At 66.2% G+C, this 19,696-nt stretch carries 15 protein-coding genes; 8 read left to right on the top strand and 7 right to left on the bottom strand.

Going from position 1 to position 19,696, the window contains the following annotated elements:
- Positions 1–13: 13 nt before the first annotated feature.
- The 3 genes from ACCD03_RS00955 to ACCD03_RS00945 are packed head-to-tail and all read right to left on the bottom strand — an operon-like array spanning position 14 to position 3,219.
- Positions 14–370, bottom strand: coding sequence for a RidA family protein (locus ACCD03_RS00955; protein ID WP_413410547.1), 357 nt, complete (start codon positions 368–370; stop codon positions 14–16).
- A 21-nt stretch (positions 371–391) separates the two neighbouring features.
- The gene (locus ACCD03_RS00950; protein ID WP_413410545.1) at positions 392–1,915 is read right to left on the bottom strand and encodes an amidase; all 1,524 of its coding nucleotides are present in this window, start codon (positions 1,913–1,915) and stop codon (positions 392–394) included.
- Between the two features lie 11 nt (positions 1,916–1,926).
- Positions 1,927–3,219, bottom strand: a complete 1,293-nt coding sequence (locus tag ACCD03_RS00945; RefSeq protein ID WP_413410544.1) for an MFS transporter — start codon at positions 3,217–3,219, stop codon at positions 1,927–1,929.
- A 94-nt stretch (positions 3,220–3,313) separates the two neighbouring features.
- On the opposite strand from ACCD03_RS00945, the gene ACCD03_RS00940 reads away from it, so the two are divergent.
- The 3 genes from ACCD03_RS00940 (at position 3,314) to ACCD03_RS00930 (ending at position 5,458) form a co-directional block, all read left to right on the top strand.
- On the top strand, positions 3,314–3,964 hold the full coding sequence (locus tag ACCD03_RS00940) for a helix-turn-helix domain-containing protein (RefSeq protein WP_413410542.1): 651 nt from the start codon (positions 3,314–3,316) through the stop codon (positions 3,962–3,964).
- Between the two features lie 89 nt (positions 3,965–4,053).
- Positions 4,054–4,344, top strand: coding sequence for a hypothetical protein (locus tag ACCD03_RS00935; protein WP_413410541.1), 291 nt, complete (start codon positions 4,054–4,056; stop codon positions 4,342–4,344).
- A 199-nt stretch (positions 4,345–4,543) separates the two neighbouring features.
- Positions 4,544–5,458, top strand: coding sequence for a hypothetical protein (locus ACCD03_RS00930; protein WP_413410540.1), 915 nt, complete (start codon positions 4,544–4,546; stop codon positions 5,456–5,458).
- Between the two features lie 3 nt (positions 5,459–5,461).
- On the opposite strand, the gene ACCD03_RS00925 is transcribed toward ACCD03_RS00930, so the two are convergent.
- The 4 genes from ACCD03_RS00925 to ACCD03_RS00910 all read right to left on the bottom strand — a co-directional run bounded on the left by ACCD03_RS00925 (position 5,462) and on the right by ACCD03_RS00910 (position 12,065).
- A complete protein-coding gene (locus ACCD03_RS00925) occupies positions 5,462–6,907 on the bottom strand; it encodes an efflux transporter outer membrane subunit (RefSeq protein ID WP_413410539.1) in 1,446 nt (481 codons plus the stop codon).
- The gene (locus ACCD03_RS00920; RefSeq protein ID WP_413410537.1) at positions 6,904–8,229 is read right to left on the bottom strand and encodes an efflux RND transporter periplasmic adaptor subunit; all 1,326 of its coding nucleotides are present in this window, start codon (positions 8,227–8,229) and stop codon (positions 6,904–6,906) included. Before ACCD03_RS00920 ends, ACCD03_RS00925 begins: the two co-directional genes overlap by 4 nt.
- A complete protein-coding gene (locus tag ACCD03_RS00915; protein ID WP_413410536.1) occupies positions 8,222–11,428 on the bottom strand; it encodes an efflux RND transporter permease subunit in 3,207 nt (1,068 codons plus the stop codon). Before ACCD03_RS00915 ends, ACCD03_RS00920 begins: the two co-directional genes overlap by 8 nt.
- Positions 11,429–11,591: 163 nt before the next feature.
- Positions 11,592–12,065, bottom strand: coding sequence for a MarR family transcriptional regulator (locus ACCD03_RS00910; protein ID WP_316678389.1), 474 nt, complete (start codon positions 12,063–12,065; stop codon positions 11,592–11,594).
- Positions 12,066–12,254: 189 nt separating this feature from the next.
- On the opposite strand from ACCD03_RS00910, the gene ACCD03_RS00905 reads away from it, so the two are divergent.
- The 5 genes from ACCD03_RS00905 (at position 12,255) to mhpT (ending at position 19,630) form a co-directional block, all read left to right on the top strand.
- Positions 12,255–13,088, top strand: a complete 834-nt coding sequence (locus ACCD03_RS00905; protein WP_253540594.1) for a p-hydroxycinnamoyl CoA hydratase/lyase — start codon at positions 12,255–12,257, stop codon at positions 13,086–13,088.
- 33 nt (positions 13,089–13,121) lie between these two features.
- On the top strand, positions 13,122–14,585 hold the full coding sequence (locus tag ACCD03_RS00900) for an aldehyde dehydrogenase (RefSeq protein ID WP_413410535.1): 1,464 nt from the start codon (positions 13,122–13,124) through the stop codon (positions 14,583–14,585).
- Between the two features lie 81 nt (positions 14,586–14,666).
- Complete coding sequence (locus tag ACCD03_RS00895) at positions 14,667–16,571, top strand: feruloyl-CoA synthase (protein ID WP_413410680.1); 1,905 nt, start codon at positions 14,667–14,669, stop codon at positions 16,569–16,571.
- 60 nt (positions 16,572–16,631) lie between these two features.
- Positions 16,632–18,380: a tannase/feruloyl esterase family alpha/beta hydrolase gene (locus ACCD03_RS00890; RefSeq protein ID WP_413410534.1), complete on the top strand. Its 1,749-nt coding sequence runs from the start codon at positions 16,632–16,634 to the stop codon at positions 18,378–18,380.
- Positions 18,381–18,409: 29 nt separating this feature from the next.
- The gene (mhpT, locus tag ACCD03_RS00885; RefSeq protein ID WP_045205706.1) at positions 18,410–19,630 is read left to right on the top strand and encodes a 3-(3-hydroxy-phenyl)propionate transporter MhpT; all 1,221 of its coding nucleotides are present in this window, start codon (positions 18,410–18,412) and stop codon (positions 19,628–19,630) included.
- Positions 19,631–19,696: the final 66 nt, after the last annotated feature.

Below are 19,696 nucleotides of genomic sequence, written 5' to 3'. Positions count from 1 at the left end.
GTCGACCGGCTCCTTAACCCTTGGCCAACGCCGTGACGGCGATCTCGACGTCAATGCCTGGGCGCATCAGACCTGACTGCACGCAGGCGCGCGTGGGTGCGTGGCCGGCCGGCACCCAGGCCTCCCAGGCGGCGTTCAGTTCGGCAAAGTACATGGCGTCGGTCAGCCAGATGTTGGCGGAAATCAGTCGCGTCTTGTCCACGCCGGCTTCGGCCAGCAGGGCGTCGATGCGCTCGAGGATGTTGTTGGTCTGCTCCGTCACCGACTTGAAATCGACGTCGGGCACTTGCCCGGCCAGATGCACGATGCCGTTGGCGATCACGATCTGGCTCATGCGGGCGTTGGTGTGGAGGCGTTGGATATCGGTCATGTCGAGGAGGTCGTTGTAGGTTCAGACGGCCGAGGTGCCCATGCCGCTCGTGGCGGCATCGAACACCGGCGGCGCGGTGATGATGGATTGAAGTGCCGGCGTCGGCTGCGTGAGCTTGGCGAGGTCCGGGCGCGGCCGCCGCAGCGTAGCAGACGCGTCGAAAGCCTGCTCAAGCGCGTGCGCCACGGCAAGCGTCTTGCGGTCGCCGTGGAAGGGCCCGACGATCTGCAGGCCGAACGGCATGCCCGCGTGGTCAACACCGCATGGCAATGAGATCGCCGGGTGCGTGGTCAGCGTGACGACGTACGTCAGCGCCAGCCAGCGGTAATAGTTCTCCTGCGCGCGGCCGTCGATGTGCGTGGCATACAGCTCGCTCCACGGAAACGGCGATACCGGCGTCGTCGGCGACAGGATCACGTCGTACTCGCCGAAGGCCGCCTGGAAGCGCTTGAGGATGCGTGTTTGCTCCGCCTGGGCCCACGCGCAGTCAGCGAGCGTCATGGCGGCGCCCAGCTCGTAGTTGGCGCGTGAGTTCGGGCCGATCGAGGCCGGGTCGCGCGTGTAGGCCTCATGCAGGCCAGCGACGAAGCTCTCTGCGCGGATCACGTCAAAGCAGCGATGCACCTCGCCCAGATCGAACTGCACGGGTTCGCACGATTGGAATATCGGCGCGATGGCGGCAATGCGCTCGCGGAAGACCGCGCGGATGCTGGCATCGACATCGCAGCAGCCGAAGTCTTCCGTCCAGCCGACGCGCAGCGAGGACAGGTCGATGGGCGCGGGCGTGGCAAAGCTCAGTGGATCGACGTGAAAGCTGAGCGGATCGCTTGCCGACAGGCCCGCCGTGGCGGCCAGTTGCAGGCAGGCTTCAGCCACTGTGCGCCCCATGGGGCCGACCACCGAAATGGGCGTCCAGCCAAGTTTCTTGCGCGAATTCGGTACCAGCCCCGGCGATGGCCGAAAGCCGACCACACCGCATTTGGATGCCGGAATGCGCAGCGAGCCGCCGGTGTCGGAGCCTGTGCAGACGGGCAGCATGTCGCACGCCAGCGCGGCTGCCGCACCGCCGGACGAACCGCCCGCATTCAGCATCGGGTTGAACGGGTTGCCTGTCGCGCCCCACACAGGGTTGCGCGTGTTGGCGCCAGCACCGAACTCCGGCACGTTGGTCTTTGCCACCAGCACGGCGCCCGCAGCGCGCAAGCGCTCGACCAGCAGTACATCCTGCGTCGGCACATTGCTGCGCGCGGTGGGCGAGCCGTACGTGGTGAGCAGGCCGGCGGTGTCTTCCAGATCCTTCACGCCCAGCGGCAGGCCGTGCAGCAGGCCGAGCGGTTCGCCATTGAGCACGGCGCGCTCGGCTGCGCGGGCGGCGTCGCGGGCCTGGCTGTAGCACGTCGCCGTGATGGCATTCACGGCTGGGTTGATGGTTTCGATCCGCTCGATGCAGGCGTCGAGCAACTCGACGGGCGAGATTTCCTTGGCGCCGATCAGCCGGCGCAGCTCCACTGCAGAACGGCTGACGAGTGTGTCGTTGTGCGACATGAACATTTCCTTTAAAGCGCTTCGCCCGTGCGGTCCCGCAGCCAGATCACCGGCACCAGTGACACCAGGCATGCTGCGGCCACATACCAGGCGGGCGCCAGCGGGTTGCCCGTGCGCTCCACCAGCCAGCTCGCGATGAACGGCGAGAACCCGCCGAAGAACGATGCGCTCACCACATACGTGAGCGCAATGCCGGTGGCGCGCACATGCTTGGGAAACAGCTCCGGGATCATCACCAGCACGGGCACGATCTGTGCGGCCACGAACACCGCCAGCAATGCAGATACCGCGTACAGCGCCAGCGGCGTTGGATGTGCGCCCAGGAAGGCAAACGCCGGGTACACCGCCAGCAGCATGATGATGCGCGAGGTGACCAGCAAGCGCTTGCGGGTGTAGCGATCGGCCAGGCGCCCGGCAATCGGTGCGGCCACAAACAGCACCAGCGAGCTGACCACGCCGGAAGCCACCGCCGCCGTGGGCGACATGTGCAGCGTGCGCACCGCGTGGCTCGGCAGGAAGAACGCGGTGATGTAAACCGACACCGAGCCGCCAAGCTCTGCAAAGGTGCCGAGAATGGTCAGCTTCAGATGCGTGGTCAGCGCGGCCTTGAGCGCGCCCCGCGGTTTGACGTGGCCGGGCGCCGCATCGCGGCGGTCGAGCGTTTCTTCCAGCCGGCGGCGGATCAGCATGCCGGCTGGCGCGGCAAAAATGCCCAGCAGGAATGGCAGCCGCCAGCCCCAGGCGAGCACCGCCTCTTTGGACAGCGTCACGTTGATGAGCGTGGCGACCGCCGCGCCTAGCGCGAGCCCCAGTGCGGTTGCCGCAAAGTTCCAGCTCGCAAAGAACGCCCGCGTGCGGTCGCTGGCGTATTCGACCAGCAGCGTGGTGCCGGGCCCGAATTCGCCGCCCGCTGCAAAGCCCTGCATGAGGCGCGCGGCCAGCACGATCATCGGCGCGAAGATGCCCGCCGTGGCGTACGTGGGTGCCGTGGCGATGAGCGCGCACGACAGCGCCATCATCATGATGGTCAGCACCATCGCCTTCTTGCGGCCAACGCGGTCAGCATAGGCACCGATGATGACGCCGCCCAGCGGCCGCACCACAAAGCCCACGCCAAACACCCCGATCGACAGGAGGAACTGGTTCACCGGCGACGCCGATGGAAAGAACAGTTGCCCGATCTGGATGGCGAAGTAGCTGTAGATCGTGAAATCGTAGAACTCCAGCGCTGTGCCGATGGTGGTGGCGGCAATGACTTGCGTGCGTGACAGCGCGGGGCGGCTGTCGAGGGCGAGTGTCGACACGGGCTGCTCTCCTAGGTTGGAGGCTGGGGAGGGTTTGAGTTATCGTATACGAGAAAAATCAAATTCTCGTATACGAGAAAACCCGGAGACATGCGTGGCATCCAGCGCAAAAGCGGCTATCCAGGCCCATCCAATCGACGAGGCACCGGCGCAGCTCAATCACCAAGAAGTTGGCGCGCGCATTCGCGAGGCACGCAAGGCGCGCGGGCTCACCCTGCAAGAGTTGTCGGAGCGCTCTGGCGTGGCGCTGTCCACCATCTCCAAGGCCGAGCGCGGCGACATTGCATTGACGTATGAAAAGTTCGCCGGGCTGGCGCAGGCGCTCGGGCTGGAGTTCGAGCAACTGCTCGGCCGGCGCCGTACGCCGGATGCCGGACCATTACGTCCGACCTTCACGCCCTCGGGCGGCCAAGTCATCTATGACACGCCGAATTACGAATACGGCATGCTGGCCGACGCGCTGACCGGCAAACGCATGTTGCCGATGCGCGCGCACATCCGGGCGCGCTCGGTCGACGACTTTCCCGATTACATCCGCCACCCCGGCGAGGAATTCGTCTTCGTGCTGGGCGGCGAGATCGAACTGCGCTTCGAAAACGGCGACGCCTTCCGCCTGGCACCCGGCGACAGCCTGTACTTCGACAGCGCAGTCGGGCATGTCTATCTGTCCGTCAGCAAGGAAGACGCCGAGATACTCGCGTGCTGCACCGGCACCGATGTGCGCGAGCTTGGCGACGTGATCTGAGCGGCTCGCTTGCGTAGGGCCCGGCCCGCCAAAACATCCGGCACAGCCTTGCCGTCGGCCACCGCCAGCGTGCCATTGACCAGCACCCAGTGCACGCCCACGGGCGGCAGCCCCGGCTGTTCATAGCTCGCACGGTCGGCGTAGGTGGCGGGGTCGAAGATGACCAGATCAGCAAACTTGCCTGCCTGCACGGTGCCGCGATCTTGATGCCGAAGATCTCAGCGGTGCGTGCGCTGGCTGACCAGACCAGCGAGCGCATTGTGGCCCACATGACATGCAAAAGGTTCGGCCCGGTATGCGGAGCGGACTTGCAGGGCTTCGCGGTGCTGGAGCGCTGGCGCACAGGCGCCAATACAACACTCAGCGTTTTCAATATCTGAATTAAGAACAACTAATCACCCGCAAAGCCTTGCCAGCATTGGATGTAGCAAGACATTGGCAACAATGTGCCGCTGTCCCCACTTTGGAGGGGGGCAACTGACTTCCCCCGGTGACACAATCGCGAAAATTCAGAAGTCATGCTGCGCCACATGCGACGCATGGCGGACCCGGTCGGGGAGCTTCATGCAAGAGAGTTGGATGGCAATTTCGGCGGCGCGCGCACGGGCGCATCGCCTGTACGGCGTGCGCGGCTGGCTCGTGACACTGCTGTGGCTGAACACGCTGCCGGCGCTGGCGATCGTGCTGGCGATGGGCATGATGCTCACGCTCGGCGAGGCCAGCGGTGGGCCAGCCCGGGCGGCGCCGGCGCTGGCCGGGCTCGTCTTTCCGCTGGGGCTCGTCACCCTGGCCTTCCTGCGTGTGCGCTGGTTTCCGATGGTGTGGCTCGGATACGGCGTGCTCCAACTGCTGGCCACGCTGGCCATGAGCGGCGGCATTCATGCGTGGACGACACAAGCCTCCGGCGGTACGGCAGGGCGCATGCCAATCACGCTGCTGCTGGCAGCGGAGGCGCTGCTGCTCATCGGCTCGGCAGCGTACATCTGGTTTTCGCGCCGCGTGCGCGTGACCTATCGGCATGAGGTGCGGCTGACCGATCCTGCTGCGGCACCGGCCGTGTTCGACAAGCCCGCCCCCAATGAAACGCCCTCTGACGCCACCGACCACGCACGCGAACGCGCGGCTTTGCGGCGCGTTGCACAGGAACTGAGTTCCGGGGTGCTGGACACCCGAACCTGGATGCACGTGATGCGGCATCACGCCGACGCCACCGACGGCACCCGCACGGCGGCCTATGTGCGTGCGCGCATGTCAGAGCTGTGTCCGCCGGCGCATGTGCATCCGCCGGTCGTGCGCACGTTGTCGACCGGGCTTGGCGCGCTGCTGGTAAGCCTGCTGGCCGCGGGTGTGCTGATGGCCGCGGTGATTGCGCTGGCGCTGCGCGTGCCCGGCGACGGCACCGATTTGCTTGAACTGCTCGTTGCCGTGGCACTCACGCTGAGCTGGCTGGGTGGCCTCTTTGTTGGCGCGGGTTTCCTGCGCCGCGTTGCCTGACGTCTACCGCGTGGCCGTGGGCGCGGCTGCGGCGTGGTTCCAGTCGCCGCCTACCGCCTTGACGAGAAACACGCTCGTCGTCATCTGCTGGCCAAGAATCTGCACCGCCGTGCGCTGGTTGTTCAACAGCGATTGCTGCGCGGTGATCACGTCCAACGAGGTTGCGAGCCCGCCCTCGTAGCGCACGCTCGCAATGTCGTAGACCTTGCGGGCGCTTTCCACGGCATGGCGCGCCTGGTTTGCCGCACGGTCCAGCGATTGCAGCCCGGCAAGGCCATCTTCCACTTCCTGCAACGCGCCCAGCACCGTCTGCCGGTAGTTGGCGATCGCGCCCTGGTAGGCCGCGTTGGCAAAGTCCACACGCGCTCGCGTGCGGCCGGCGTCGAACACCGTCTGGGCGATCTGTGTGCCGAACGACCACAGCAGCGTGGGCGCAGAGAACAGCAGCGCCAGATCGCGGCTTTCCCAACCGGCGCCGCCGTTGAGCATCACGCTCGGGAAGAACGCAGCGCGTGCCACGCCCACCTGCGCGTTGGCGGCAGCAGCGCCCCGTTCAGCCGCTGCTACGTCTGGGCGGCGTTCGATCACGTCGGAGGGCAGCGCCACCGGAATCTGCGGCGCCGTGCCTGCAAGTGGCGCGGGGGCGAGATGGAAGGCCGGGGCCGGTGTACCGACCAGCGTCGCCAGCGCGTGTTCGTACTGCGCGCGTTGCTTGGTCAGCAGTTCGGCCTGCGTGGCGGTGCTGTCCACCAGCGCCTGTTGCTGCGCCAGATCGAGCCCCGACGCCACGCCGTCCTGGTGCCGCGAGGTAACAAAATCGAGCGCCTTGCGCTGCAGCGCCAGACCTTCCTGCACCACGGCGATTTCCGCATCGGTTTCGCGCAGGTTGTACCAGGTGGTGGCGACCTGCGCGGCAAGCAGCAGGCGGAAATTCTCGAGATTGGCGCCGGCCTGCTCTTCACTGGCGGCGGCGTTGGCGACGGTATTGCGCACGCGGCCGAACAGATCGGCTTCATAGCTCGCGTCGGCGCGCAGGACGAAATCGCTCTGCACCGTTGACATCGTTGGGCTCGTGTACGACGAGAGCGGCCGTTCCGACGACGTGCGCGTACGCGTGTCGTTGTTGGTGGCCGTGATGGTCGGCAACAGGCTTGCGCGGGCCACGCGCGTCTGAGCCTGCGCCTGCTCCAGGTTCGACAACGCAACCTTGAGCGATTGGTTGTGCGCCAGCGCCTGCGTGACGAGCTTGTCGAGCTGCGGATCGTTGAAGCGCTGCCACCATGGCCCTTTGGGCGCGGCGTCGGCGGGTTGCGCGGCGCGCCAGGGCGCTTCGGTCTGCCAGTGCGCGGGCACGTCCATGGCCGGGCGCTCGTAGGTCGGCGCGAGCGAGCAGCCGGCCAGCGCGGCGATCATCGATGCCGCCAGCGTGGTGGTGCGCAACCGGGTCATGATGCGTGCGGCGCAGACGCCGCGGGCGCTGATGCCGGGGCCGGCGTGACGATGGTGACCGCTTCGCCCTGCTCGATGGAATCGGCCGGGTTGAGGATCAGCGCGTCCGTCGCCTTCAGGCCGGAGATGATTTCTACCGTACGGCCGTAGTCGCGTCCGATGGTGACGGGGCGCAGGTCGACGTGGCCGTTTTCTGCCACGGCGATGCGCGGGCCTTCCTTGCGGAAGAGCAGCGTGTTGGTCGGCACCGTGAATGCAACCGGTGCGTCTGCCTTCGCGCTGGCGCCGGCTTCGTCGCCGGTGGCTTTGCCCTTGATGGCGACCTGCACATAGGCGCCGGGCAGCAGCCGCCCGTCCTTGTTGGGCAGCTGCACTTCCACCTGCATGGTGCGCGTGGTGGCGTCGATGGCGCCGGAGGCGCGCGCGATGGTGCCGTGGAAGGTCTGGCCCGGCAGCTCGGCCAGCGTCACGGCCACGTCCTGCCCGACCTTCACCTGTTGCGAATACGCCTGCGGCACATAGAGGTAGATGCGCAGCGGATCGGTCTGCGCAAGCGTAAACAGCTCGCGGTTGGCGCCCGCGTTGCCGGCGTTGACCAACGCGCCGACATCGACATTGCGCTTGGTCACCACGCCCGCAAACGGGGCCACCACGCGGCGGAAGCCTTGCAGTTCCTGCAGGCGGCGCACGTTGGCTTCTCCGGCAGCCAGGTCGGCCTGGGCCTGGTTGGCGGCGCTGGTGCGCTCGTCCAGTTCCTGTTGCGAGACGGCGTCTTTCTGGCGCAGGTTCTGCCAGCGCGTGAGCGAGGTCTGCGCCAGTGCCTTGCGTGCGGCGGCCTGGTTGCGCGTGGCCTGCGCCTGGTTCAGTTCCTGGTCCACTTCCGGCGTGTCCAGCAGCGCCAGCACTTCGCCCTTGTCGACGTGCGCACCAATGTCTTTGAACCACCGCAGCACGTAACCGCTGGTGCGCGCATAGATGGGCGATTCAACGTAGCCCTGCAGCGTGCCTGGCAGCGTCAGTTCGCGATTGGTGTGGGCCGGTTTGGGGGCGATGGTGGTGACGTAGCGGCTGGTCTGCGCGTTCACCTGCCGCTCCAGCGCATGCGCGTTGTAATAGCGGCCGACCAGCGTGCGCGCAGCGCCCAGCGCCAGCACCACCACCACGGCAATCACGACCCAGCGTGCGCGGCGCATGGCGGGGCCGCGGTCGACCTGTTCGATCGGGTCCACCGTGACGACGTGGTGCGGCGGGCCGCCTGCGAGGTGCCCTGAATGCGACCCAGAATGCGGCCCAGAATGGGCACCGGATGTTTGTTCAGACATGTCCTTCGCTTCCCCGCAAATCGTGACTACGCCGGGCGGCGCGCCGCTGCAATCTGTTGTGCACGCTGGCAAACACCACCGGAACAAAGAAGAGGGTCGAGACGGTCGCAAACAGCAGACCGCCGATCACCGCGCGCCCAAGCGGCGCGTTCTGTTCTGCGCCTTCGCCCAGGCCCAATGCCATGGGCACCATGCCGATGATCATCGCCAGGGCCGTCATCAGCACCGGGCGCAGGCGCGTGGCACCCGCTTCCAGCGCCGCCTGCACAGGCGCAATGCCTTCGGCCAATCGCTCACGCGCAAACGAGATCAACAGAATCGAGTTGGCCGTCGCCACGCCCATCGTCATGATCGCGCCCGTGAGTGAGGGCACCGACAGCGTGGTCCCCGTCACGAACAGCATCCAGGCGATGCCCGCAAGCGCTGCCGGCAGTGCAGTCACGATGATGAGTGGGTCGATCCACGACTGGAAGTTCACGACGATCAGCAGGTACACCAACACGATCGCCATCACCAGCCCCACACCCAGGCCGAGGAACGACGATTCCATCGTCTGCACCTGGCCGCGAATCGTCACCTGCGCGCCGCGCGGCAGTTTGGGGCGGATGTCGTCAACGGCCTTCTGCACTTCCTTGGCGACGGCGCCCAGGTCGCGGCCCTGCACGGCGGCATACACGTCTACCACGGGGGTGATGTTGAAATGCGAGACGACCTGCGGTTGCACGGCAGGGCTTACCTGCACAAGATTGCCCAGCAGTTGCGGGCCGCCCGCCTGTGCGGTGCCACCGCGCGAGCCCGCCACCGGCGTGCGCAGCAGCGCGTCAAGGGAGTCGACGCGGTACTGAGGGCTCGTCACGGCCACCTGGTACACCACGCCGTTAATCGGGTTCAACCAGAACGTGGGCGAGGTCTGGAAGCTCGAGCTGAGCGACACCAGCAGGTTCTGCGCCACGTCGCGCCCTTCCAGGCCCACCTGCTGGATGCGGGTGCGGTCCATGTTCAAGGCCAGCGTGGGCTGGTCGAAGCGCTGGTGCACATGTGTATCCACCGCGCCCGGAATCTGCTTGATGCGGTTGGCCAGCATGCCCGCGAGCTGCTTGTTGGTGGCCACGTCGGCGCCCGAGAACTGCACGTCGATGGCCGACGGCAGGCCGAAGTTCAGGATCTGGCTGACGATGTCTGCGGGCTGGAAGGCGAATTCCACGCCCGGGAACCGTTTCGGCAGTTCTTCGCGCAGGCGGCGGATGTATTCGGCGCTGGGTTTGCGCTCGCCTTTGTGCAGGGCGATCAGGATTTCGCCGTCAAGCGTGCCGATGGTGCCTGCGTTGCTGTATGACAGGTTGATACCGGAGTTGGGCACGCCCAGGTTGTCGAGGATGGTCGACAGCTCTTTCTTGGGAATGATTTGCCGGATGGTGGTTTCCACCTCGTCGGCCAGGCGCGCTGTCTCTTCAATGCGCATGCCCGATGGTGCCCGCATGTGCAGGCGAATCTGGCCCGCATCCACATCGGGGAAGAAATCGCGGCCGAGCACCAGGAACAGCGCACACGACGCCACGCAGAAGCCCAGGAACGACAGCGCAAACACGCGGCGGCGCTCCAGCAACCCGCCGAGGATGGCGGCGTAGTTGCCGCGCATGTGCTCGAACTGCGTGTTGAACGCCCGGTAGATGCGGCCGAACGTGCTCGGTTTTGCGTCGGCTTTCTTGGCGTCTTGCGTGTGCCCGGTCATGAGCATCATCACCAGCGTCGGCACCAGCGTGCGCGACAGCACATACGACGCCAGCATGGCGAAGATCACCGCTTCGGCCATCGGCACGAACAGGTAGCGCGCCACGCCTGTGAGGAAGAACATCGGCACGAAGACGATGCAGATGCAGAGGGTCGACACGAAGGCCGGCACGGCAATCTCGGCGGCGCCGTCCAGGATGGCGGTGACGGGCTCCTTGCCTTCGTGCAGATGGCGCTCGATGTTTTCGATGGTGACGGTGGCATCGTCCACCAGAATCCCGACCGCGAGCGCCAGGCCGCCGAGGGTCATCAGGTTGATGGTCTCGCCCAGCAGATGCAGCACGATGATCGACGACAGGATCGACAGCGGAATCGACACCGCAATGATGGCCGTGCTGCGCCAGTTGCCGAGGAACAGCAGGATCATGGCGGCCGTCAGGCACGCGGCGATGAGCGCCTCGCGAATCACGCCTTCAATGGCCGCTTTCACGAACAGCGACTGGTCGAACAGCGGCGTGATCTTGATGTCTTGCGGAAGCGCCGCCGCGGCGGTGGGCAGCAGCTTGTAGATGTTGCTGACGATATCCAGCGTCGATGCACCGCCGTTCTTCAGGATGGACAGCAGCACACCGCGCTGGCCGTCCTGGCGCACCACGTTGGTCTGCGGCGAGAAACCGTCTCGCACATGGGCTACGTCGCCCAGGTAGAGCGTGGCGCCGTTGCTGGTCTTGACCGGAATGGCGTTGAGCGCGGCGATGCTGCCGGGCGTGCCGTTGAGCGTGACGCCGTATTCGGTGGCGTCGATCTTTTGCGTGCCGGCCGGCAGGATGAGGTTCTGCGCGCCCACCGCGTTGACGATGTCCACGGGCGTCAGGCCCTGCGCCAGGAGCTTCTGCGTGTCGAGATCGACCGTGATCTGCCGGCTCTTGCCACCATACGGGAACGGCACGGCGATGCCGGGCACCGTAATCAGGCGCGGGCGCAGGAAGTTCAGCGCCGCATCATTGAGTTCCTGTTCCGACAGCGTGTTGCTCGACAGGCCCAACTGCAGGATCGGAATGCTCGACGCCGAATACTTGATGATCAGCGGCGGAGTCGTCCCCGGTGGCAACTGCCGCACCTGCGCTTGCGACACTGAAACGATCTGCGCCAGCGCGGTCTGGATGTTGGCCGTCGGCTGGAAGAACACCTTGACGATCGAGATGCCGTTCAACGATTGCGATTCGATGTGCTCGATGTCGTTGACGGTGGTCGTCAGGCTGCGCTCCGTGACTGACACGATGCGGTCGGCCATCTCCTTGGCAGGCAGGCCGTTGTAGTTCCAGATGATGCTGACGACCGGAATGTCGATTTCCGGAAAGATGTCCGTGGGCGTACGCATGAGCGTAAACGGCGTCGCCAGCAGGATCAGCAGGGCGAGGACGATGAACGTCAGCGGCCTTCGCAGCGCGAGTTGGACAATCCACATGGAGGCGTTTCAGAACCGCGGTGCGTTGAAGGAGGGGGCGAAGGCCGCTCGAACGGCGGCGACCAGCCATTCTATCGCCGAGGGGTGTCGATCAGAATGTTCCTATGATCAGACTTTATTACATTGAATAACGGCGGCGGCCGGGGCAACTGAAGGCGCCCGCTCAGCGCAGATTCCGCCCACATTGCAGCAGCAGATCGTGCAGCAATGCCGCGTGCGCGACGTCGATTCCCTGCAACATTTCCTTCTCCAGCCGGCTGACGGCCTCGTCGCACAGCGCCAGCAGCGCGAGCGCTTCATCGGTCAGGCCTAGCATGACGATGCGGCCGTGCGTCGGATCGGGCGTGCGCGTCACCCAGCCCCGCGCCTCCATCGTCTTCACCACTTCATTGGCCGATTGCGGCGACATGAACGAGCGTTCCGCCAGTTGCGCGTTCGACAGGCTGCCGCGCGCGTGCAGCACAGACAGCGCGGTGAACTGCGGCACCGTCAGCCCATGCGGCGCCAGCGCCTCGCCAAGGCGGCGCTTGACGATGCGGTCGGTGCGGCCGATCAGGTAGGGCAGTCGGGCAGACGTTGCCGGGGCGCCCTCGTGCGCGGGCTGAGGTGTATTGCGTTTGGTTCTTGTGGCCGCCATGGATGTGAGTGGGTGTGCACCTTTGCAGATGCGCACATTCTGCTACGTGTCGTTCGGATCAGGGTTTACGGCAATGATAATCTCCTTGTGATATCAGGCTACCTGATATTAAATGGGCACCAAGCTGAGACGCGCCGCACTTCAGGCGGCGGGAGTTTCGAAGCAAGCCGACAGATCAAGGAGATGGAAATGGCTGATTACCAAGGACGCTGGCAGACCGTGGACGTGAAGGTGGACCAGGGCATTGCATGGGTGACGTTCAACCGCCCCGAGAAGCGCAACGCAATGAGCCCGACGCTCAACGCGGAAATGATCCAGGTGCTCGAAGCGCTGGAGCTGGATGCCGATGCCAAGGTGCTGGTGCTGACCGGCGCGGGCGATGCCTGGACTGCGGGCATGGACCTGAAGGAATACTTCCGCGAAGTGGACGCGGGCCCCGAGATCCTGCAGGAGAAGATCCGCCGCGACGCCTGCCAGTGGCAATGGAAGCTCTTGCGCATGTACGCCAAGCCGACCATCGCGATGGTCAACGGCTGGTGCTTCGGTGGCGGGTTCTCGCCGCTGGTGGCGTGCGATCTGGCGATTGCCGCAGACGAGGCCACCTTCGGCCTGTCGGAAATCAACTGGGGCATCCCGCCGGGCAACCTCGTCAGCAAGGCGATGGCGGATACCGTCGGCCACCGCCAGGCGCTCTACTACATCATGACCGGCGAGACCTTCACCGGCCAGCAGGCCGCCGCCATGGGCCTCGTCAACGAGAGCGTGCCGCGTGCCCATCTGCGCGCCCGCACCGTGGCGATTGCTGAGAAGCTGCTGGAAAAGAACCCGGTGGTGCTGCGTGCCGCCAAGCACGGCTTCAAGCGTAGCCGCGAGCTGACCTGGGAGCAGAACGAGGACTATCTGTACGCCAAGCTTGACCAGGCCACGCTGCGGGACCCGGAGGGCGGCCGCGAGCAGGGCCTGAAGCAGTTCCTGGACGACAAGTCGATCAAGCCGGGCCTGCAGGCATACAAGCGCGCCTGACCCGCTCCCTCCAACGCCCCCGGAGACGAACCCATGCCTGACGTGACTCAGCTTGTGACCCTGCTGATCGGCGGTCAAAGCCGGCCAGCCGCAAACGGTGCCACCTTCGAGCGCCGCAACCCAGTCAACGACGCGGTCGCCTCGCGCGCGGCGGCTGCCACGCTGGAGGATGCGGACGCCGCCGTGCAGGCCGCCGCCGATGCATTCCCCGCGTGGGCAGCCCTGCCGCCGGGTGAGCGCCGCAAGCGCTTGCTCAAGGCGGCCGACTTGATGGACCAGCACACCGAGACGTTCATTCGTGCAGGCGCGGCCGAAACCGGCGCCAGCCCCAACTGGATCGGCTTCAACGTCATGCTGGCGGCCAACATGCTGCGCGAAGCTGCCTCCATGACCACGCAGATCGACGGCAGCGTCATCCCGTCGGATATGCCGGGCAACTTTGCGATGGCCGTGCGCCAGCCGTGCGGCGTGGTGCTCGGCATTGCGCCGTGGAACGCGCCGGTGATCCTGGGCACGCGCGCGCTGGCGATGCCGCTGGCGTGCGGTAACACGGTCGTGCTCAAGGCATCGGAGATGTGTCCGGGCGTGCACCGGCTGATCGGCACCGTGCTGCAAGAGGCTGGTCTGGGCGATGGCGTGGTCAACGTGGTGAGCAACGCGCCGGCCGATGCGGCCCAGGTGGTGGAACGCCTGATCGCGCATCCGGCCGTGCGGCGTGTGAACTTCACAGGCTCGACGCACGTGGGACGCATCATTGCGCAGCACGCCGCGCGGCATCTCAAGCCAGCGTTGCTGGAGCTGGGCGGCAAAGCGCCGGTGCTGGTGCTGGACGATGCAGACCTGGATGCTGCGGTGGATGCGATTGCCTTCGGCGCGTTCTTCAACCAGGGCCAGATCTGCATGTCGACCGAACGCGTCATCGTCGATCGCAAGGTTGCCGATGCCCTCGTCGACAAGCTGGCCGCCAAGGCGCGCACGCTTCGCGCGGGTGACCCGACCGACGCCACCGCGCAACTGGGCGCGATGGTGAGCGTGGATGCGGCCAAGCGCGTGCAGGCGCTGGTGGAAGATGCCCGCGCCCACGGCGCTGCGCTGCCCGTGGGGTTGCACATGGATGGCGCCATCGTGCAGCCGGCCATTGTGGATGGCGTGACGCCTGCCATGCGGTTGTATAACGAGGAATCGTTTGGCCCCGTGGTGACGGTGGCGCGCGTGGACGGCGATGAAGAGGCGATCCGCTTGGCCAACGACAGCGAATACGGCTTGTCGGCCGCCGTGTTCAGCCGCGATGTGTCGCGCGCCATGCGGGTTGCGCAGCGCATCGAATCGGGCATCTGCCACATCAACGGCCCCACCGTGCACGATGAGGCGCAGATGCCGTTTGGCGGCGTGAAGAGCAGCGGCTATGGCCGGTTTGGCGGCAAGGCGTCGATTGCGGAATTTACCGAGCTGCGCTGGATCACTTTGCAGAATACGCCGCGCCACTATCCGATTTAACCGATCTGAAGTTCGGCAGCCGCCCACCACAACCATAAAACGGGCGGCGCATTCAGGAGACAAGACGTGAATCACGTCGAAATGCAGGCTCAAGGCCGGCAGGTTCAACCCGGGCATCACACGCCGCCCCCGGCAGGTGTGCCAAATCACCCATACAGGCAGGTCGCCGTGAGCGATGCCCCTGCGCGTTGCGAGACGGACGAGCGCGACGCCACCGTCTGGCACGTGCGCAATACCGAGGCGCTTGCCGAGCATCCGCAACGCATGACCGACTGCCTGGTCGCGGGCGCGCACCGCCACCCGGATCGTGTGCTGGCAGCACGTCGAGGGGCAGACGGCGCGTGGATCAAGCTGACGTATCGCGAGATGCTCGAGCGTACCCGAGCCATCGGCCAGGCGTTGCTGGATCGCGGTGTCTCCACCGAGCGCCCGCTGGCGATTCTGTCCGGCAATGATCTTGAGCATCTGCAGCTGGCGCTGGGTGCGATGTGGGCGGGCGTGCCGTATGCGCCGGTGTCGCCGCCGTATGCGTTGGTGTCGACGGATTTTGGCAAGCTGCGCCACGTGTTTGACGTGCTGACGCCGGGGCTCGTCTATGCGGCAGATGGCGCGGCCTTCGCCAAAGCCATCGATGCGGTGGTGCCGGAGGGCGTGGAGGTCATCACGCGCGACGGCGTACTGCCTGGCCGCACCGCCACGGCGTTCGACACATTGCTGCAGACGCCTGTAACGACCGCGGACGCCGCGCAGGCCGCAACCGGCCCCGATACGCTGGTGAAGGTGCTCTTCACCTCCGGCTCGACACGCGCGCCCAAGGCTGTGCCGACCACGCACCGCATGCTGTGCAGCAACCAGCAGATGCTGCGCCAGACCATTCCCGAATTTGCCAAGGAGCCGCCGGTGCTGGTGGACTGGCTGCCCTGGAACCACACCTTTGGCGGCAGCCACAACGTCGGCATCGTGCTTTACAACGGCGGCACGCTGTATATCGATGACGGCCGCCCCGTGCCGGGCAAATTCGACGAGACCCTGCGCAACCTGCACGAGATTGCGCCCACCGCGTATTTCAACGTGCCCAAGGGGTGGGAAGAACTCGCGCTGGCGCTGGAACGGGACCCGGCCCTGCGCGAGACCTTCTTCTCGCGCGTGAAGCTCTACTTCTTTGGTGGCGCCGGGCTGTCGCAAGAGGCATGGGACAGGCTGGAGCGCGTGACCGGCCAGCACTGCGGCGAGCGCATTCGCATCATGGCCGGGCTGGGCATGACCGAGACCTCGCCGTGCTGCCTGTTCACCACCGCGCCGATCATGCGCTCCGGCTATGTCGGTACGCCGGCGCCGGGGTGTGAGCTCAAGCTCGTGCCGGTGGGCGACAAGCTGGAGGCGCGCTTTCGCGGGCCGCACGTCATGCGTGGCTACTGGCGCCTAGGCGAGGAGCCCGCCGCCCCGGTCTTCGACGAAGACGGCTATTACTGCAGCGGCGACGCGCTGCGTTTCTACGATCCGGAGCACCCCGAGAAAGGCCTCGTCTTCGATGGCCGCATCGCGGAGGACTTCAAGCTCAGCTCCGGCACCTTCGTGAGCGTGGGGCCACTGCGTGCCCGCGTGATTGCGGGGGGCGCGCCGTACGTGCAGGACGTGGTGATTGCCGGCATGAACCGCGACGACATCGGCTTGTTGGTGTTTCCGCAAATGGAGCGATGCCGCGGCTTGTCTGGCCTGCCGCCCACCGCAAGTGTGGCCGAGGTGCTGGCCGCCCCCGCCGTGCATGCCGCGTTTTCGGCGCTGCTGCATGAACTGAATGCCACCGCCACCGGCAGCGCCACGCGCGTGGCGCGGCTGCTCTTGCTTGACGCGCCGCCGTCGCTGGACCGTGGCGAGATCACAGACAAGGGCACGCTCAACCAGCGTGCCGTGCTTAGCCACCGTGCAGAGCGGGTCGACACGCTGTATCGCGATGGCGATCCCGCTGTGATCCGCGCGGGCTGATCCCAACGCAGCAATACGACCAACCGGCAAAGACTGGTTCATCCACCCAGGAGGAGACTCATGAAGACCGTCATGTCACGGGGCATGGCGCTGGCCGCGCTCGCCCTCGCGTTGAGCTGCGCCGGCTGCAACGACGACAGCACAGGCGACGCATCAACGTCGCAAGCATCGCAACTGCCACAACTCACGCCTGCCACCGGTTTGAATCTCGCCACCGCGTGCGAGAGCTTTGCCGGCAAGCTGAGTTTTGCCAACACCAGCATCACCGCCATCTCCACCGTGGCGGCAGGCACATTGAGCGTGGGCGGCAACGCCGTGCCCGAGCATTGCCTGATCACCGGAACCATGAACACCCGCGTGAGCCCGGTAGACGGCAAGACTTACGCCATCGGTTTTGAAATGCGCCTGCCCAAGGCGTGGAACGGTCGCTTCTTCTATCAGGCCAACGGCGGGCTGGATGGCTCGGTGGCCACTGCGTTGGGCGCGTTGGGTGGCGGGCCGGTCAGCAGTGCGCTGGGCTCGGGGTTTGCCGTGATCAGTTCGGATGCCGGGCATAGCGGCAGCCAGGTGCCGCTGTTCGGGCGCGACCCGCAGGCGCGCCTCGATTACGGCTACAACGCCGTCGCGACGCTCACGCCGATGGCCAAGTCGATGATCGCGCAGGTGTACGGCAAGACGCCGGACCGCAGCTACTTTGGCGGGTGCTCCAACGGCGGGCGCCATGCGATGGTGGCCGCCGCACGGTCGGCCAATGCGTACGACGGCATCGTGGCCGGCGACCCGGGCTTCCATCTGCCCAAGGCGGCCATCAACGAGGTGTACAGCGCGCAGCAACTGGCGACGGTGGCCACGGCCAACACCGGCGCCGGCTTTCCGGATATCACCACGTCCCTGAGCGCAACGGAGCGCGCCATGGTGGCCAGCCACGTGCTCGCCAAGTGCGATGCGCTGGATGGCACAGCCGACGGCATGATCAACAACCTCAAGGCGTGCCAGACCGCATTCAGCCTCGCCAACGATGTGCCGACCTGCACCGGCGCACGTGACGGCACCTGCCTGACCGCCGCGCAGAAGACCGTGATGACCAATCTGTTTGCCGGCGCGCACAACAGCGCAGGGCAGGCGTTGTACTCGGGCTTTTCGTTTGACGCCGGCATCAGCGGCAGCAACTGGGCGGCCTGGAAGCAGGGCAACTCGATCCAGCTCGACCCGGCAGCGCTGGCGTTCGTGTTTACGACCACACCGCAGCCGGCGTCCGCCATCACGTCACTCACCGCGTATGGCCTGGCGTTCAACATGGACACCGACGCGCCGAAGATCTTCGCCACCGACGCCACGTACACCGAATCCGCCTGGTCGTTCATGACGCCGCCCGATGAGACCAACCTCGGCACGCTCAAGGGGCGCGGCGCCAAGCTGATGGTCTATCACGGCACGAGCGACCCCGTGTTCTCGTCCGACGACACGACCGACTGGTACCAGCGCCTGGCAGCCGCCAACGGCGGCGATGCCAGCAACTTCGCGCGGTTCTATCCGGTGCCCGGCATGAACCACTGCGCGGGCGGCCCGACCGCCGACCAGTTCGACATGCTCACGCCGCTGGTGGCCTGGGTGGAACACGGCGTGGCGCCCGACAGCGTGGTCGCCACGGCGCGCGGCCCTGCCAACGCCGTGCCCAATACCGAAGTGCCCAGCGATTGGAATTCCGCTGGCCACGACCGCACACGCCCCCTGTGCGCATACCCGAAGAACGCCCGTTATACGGGCACCGGCAACATCAACGACGCCTCGAGCTTCAGTTGCCAATGACGGCCGCCCAACATCCGGAAGGAGATGCCATGCAAACCACCACCACGACATTGACCCGGGAGAACGTTGGCCCCGGTGTCGCCATGACCCTCGGGCTGTGCTTCATCGTTGCGCTGCTTGAGGGGCTCGATCTGCAATCCATCGGTGTGGCCGCGCCGCGCATGGCGCGCGAGTTCGGCCTATCGGTCGGGCAGATGGGCCTGGCTTTCAGTGCCGGCACGTTCGGCCTGTTGCCGGGCGCCATGCTGGGCGGCCGCCTGGCCGACCGCATCGGCCGCAAGCGGGTGCTGATCCTGGCCACGGCGCTGTTTGGCATTTTTTCGATCGCCACCGCGCACGTGTGGGATTTCAACAGCCTGTTGATGATCCGCGTGGCCACCGGTATCGGCCTGGGTGCCGCCATGCCCAACCTGATCGCGCTGTGTGCTGAGGCAGTACCCACACGCCTGCGCAACACCGCCGTGAGCATCATGTATTGCGGCATCCCGTTTGGCGGCGCTATCGCCGCGGTGGTCGGCATGTTGAGCGCGGGCGATTCCGGCTGGCGCCACATCTTCTACGTGGGCGGCTTCGGCCCGCTGGTGGTGGTGCCGCTGCTGCTGACGCTGCAGGAATCGCGCCGGTTCGACGGCGCACAGCGTGGTGCCATTCAGCCGCCGCCCGTGTCATGGGCACTGTTTGGCGAGCGCCGCACGACCGCCACGCTGTTCCTTTGGGTCAGCTATTTCTTCACGCTGATCGTGCTGTATTTCCTGCTCAACTGGCTGCCTTCGCTGATGGCCGCTCAGGGGCTGAGCCGGCCGCAGGTGGGCATGGTGCAGATCCTGTTCAACATCGGTGGCGGTGCGGGTGCGTTGGGTATCGGCATGCTGATGGACGCGGCGCGCCCGCGCTGGGTGGTGTCCGGCATGTATGTCGGCATCATCGCGGCGCTGTCGTTGCTGGCCGCTGCGGGCGGCATGGCGTCGATGTCGGCGGGGGCCTTCATGGCCGGGCTGTTTGTGATCGGCGCGCAGTCGGTGCTGTATGCGCTGGCGGCAGCCTACTACCCGACCGTCGTGCGCGGTACCGGCGTGGGCGCGGCGGTGGCGGTGGGCCGGCTGGGCTCGATCGCCGGGCCGCTGCTGGCGGGCCAGCTGCTTGCGATGGGGCAGCACGCCACCACCATCATCGGCGCGAGCATCCCCGTCACCGTTGTTGCGGCGCTGGCGGCGTTGCTGCTGCTCAAGCGGCCGCGCGTGCAGGACTGACATAGCGGTTCTTCTTTCTCGCGCCGTCCGCCCGGATGGCGCCTTCCATGCATTCCAAACTGCCGG

It is taken from the genome of Ralstonia sp. Ralssp135, from assembly GCF_047304345.1.
Lineage (GTDB): Bacteria > Pseudomonadota > Gammaproteobacteria > Burkholderiales > Burkholderiaceae > Ralstonia > Ralstonia chuxiongensis.
The sequence above is the reverse complement of the archived record's forward strand: the minus strand, read 5'-3'. Positions and strand labels throughout refer to the sequence as shown.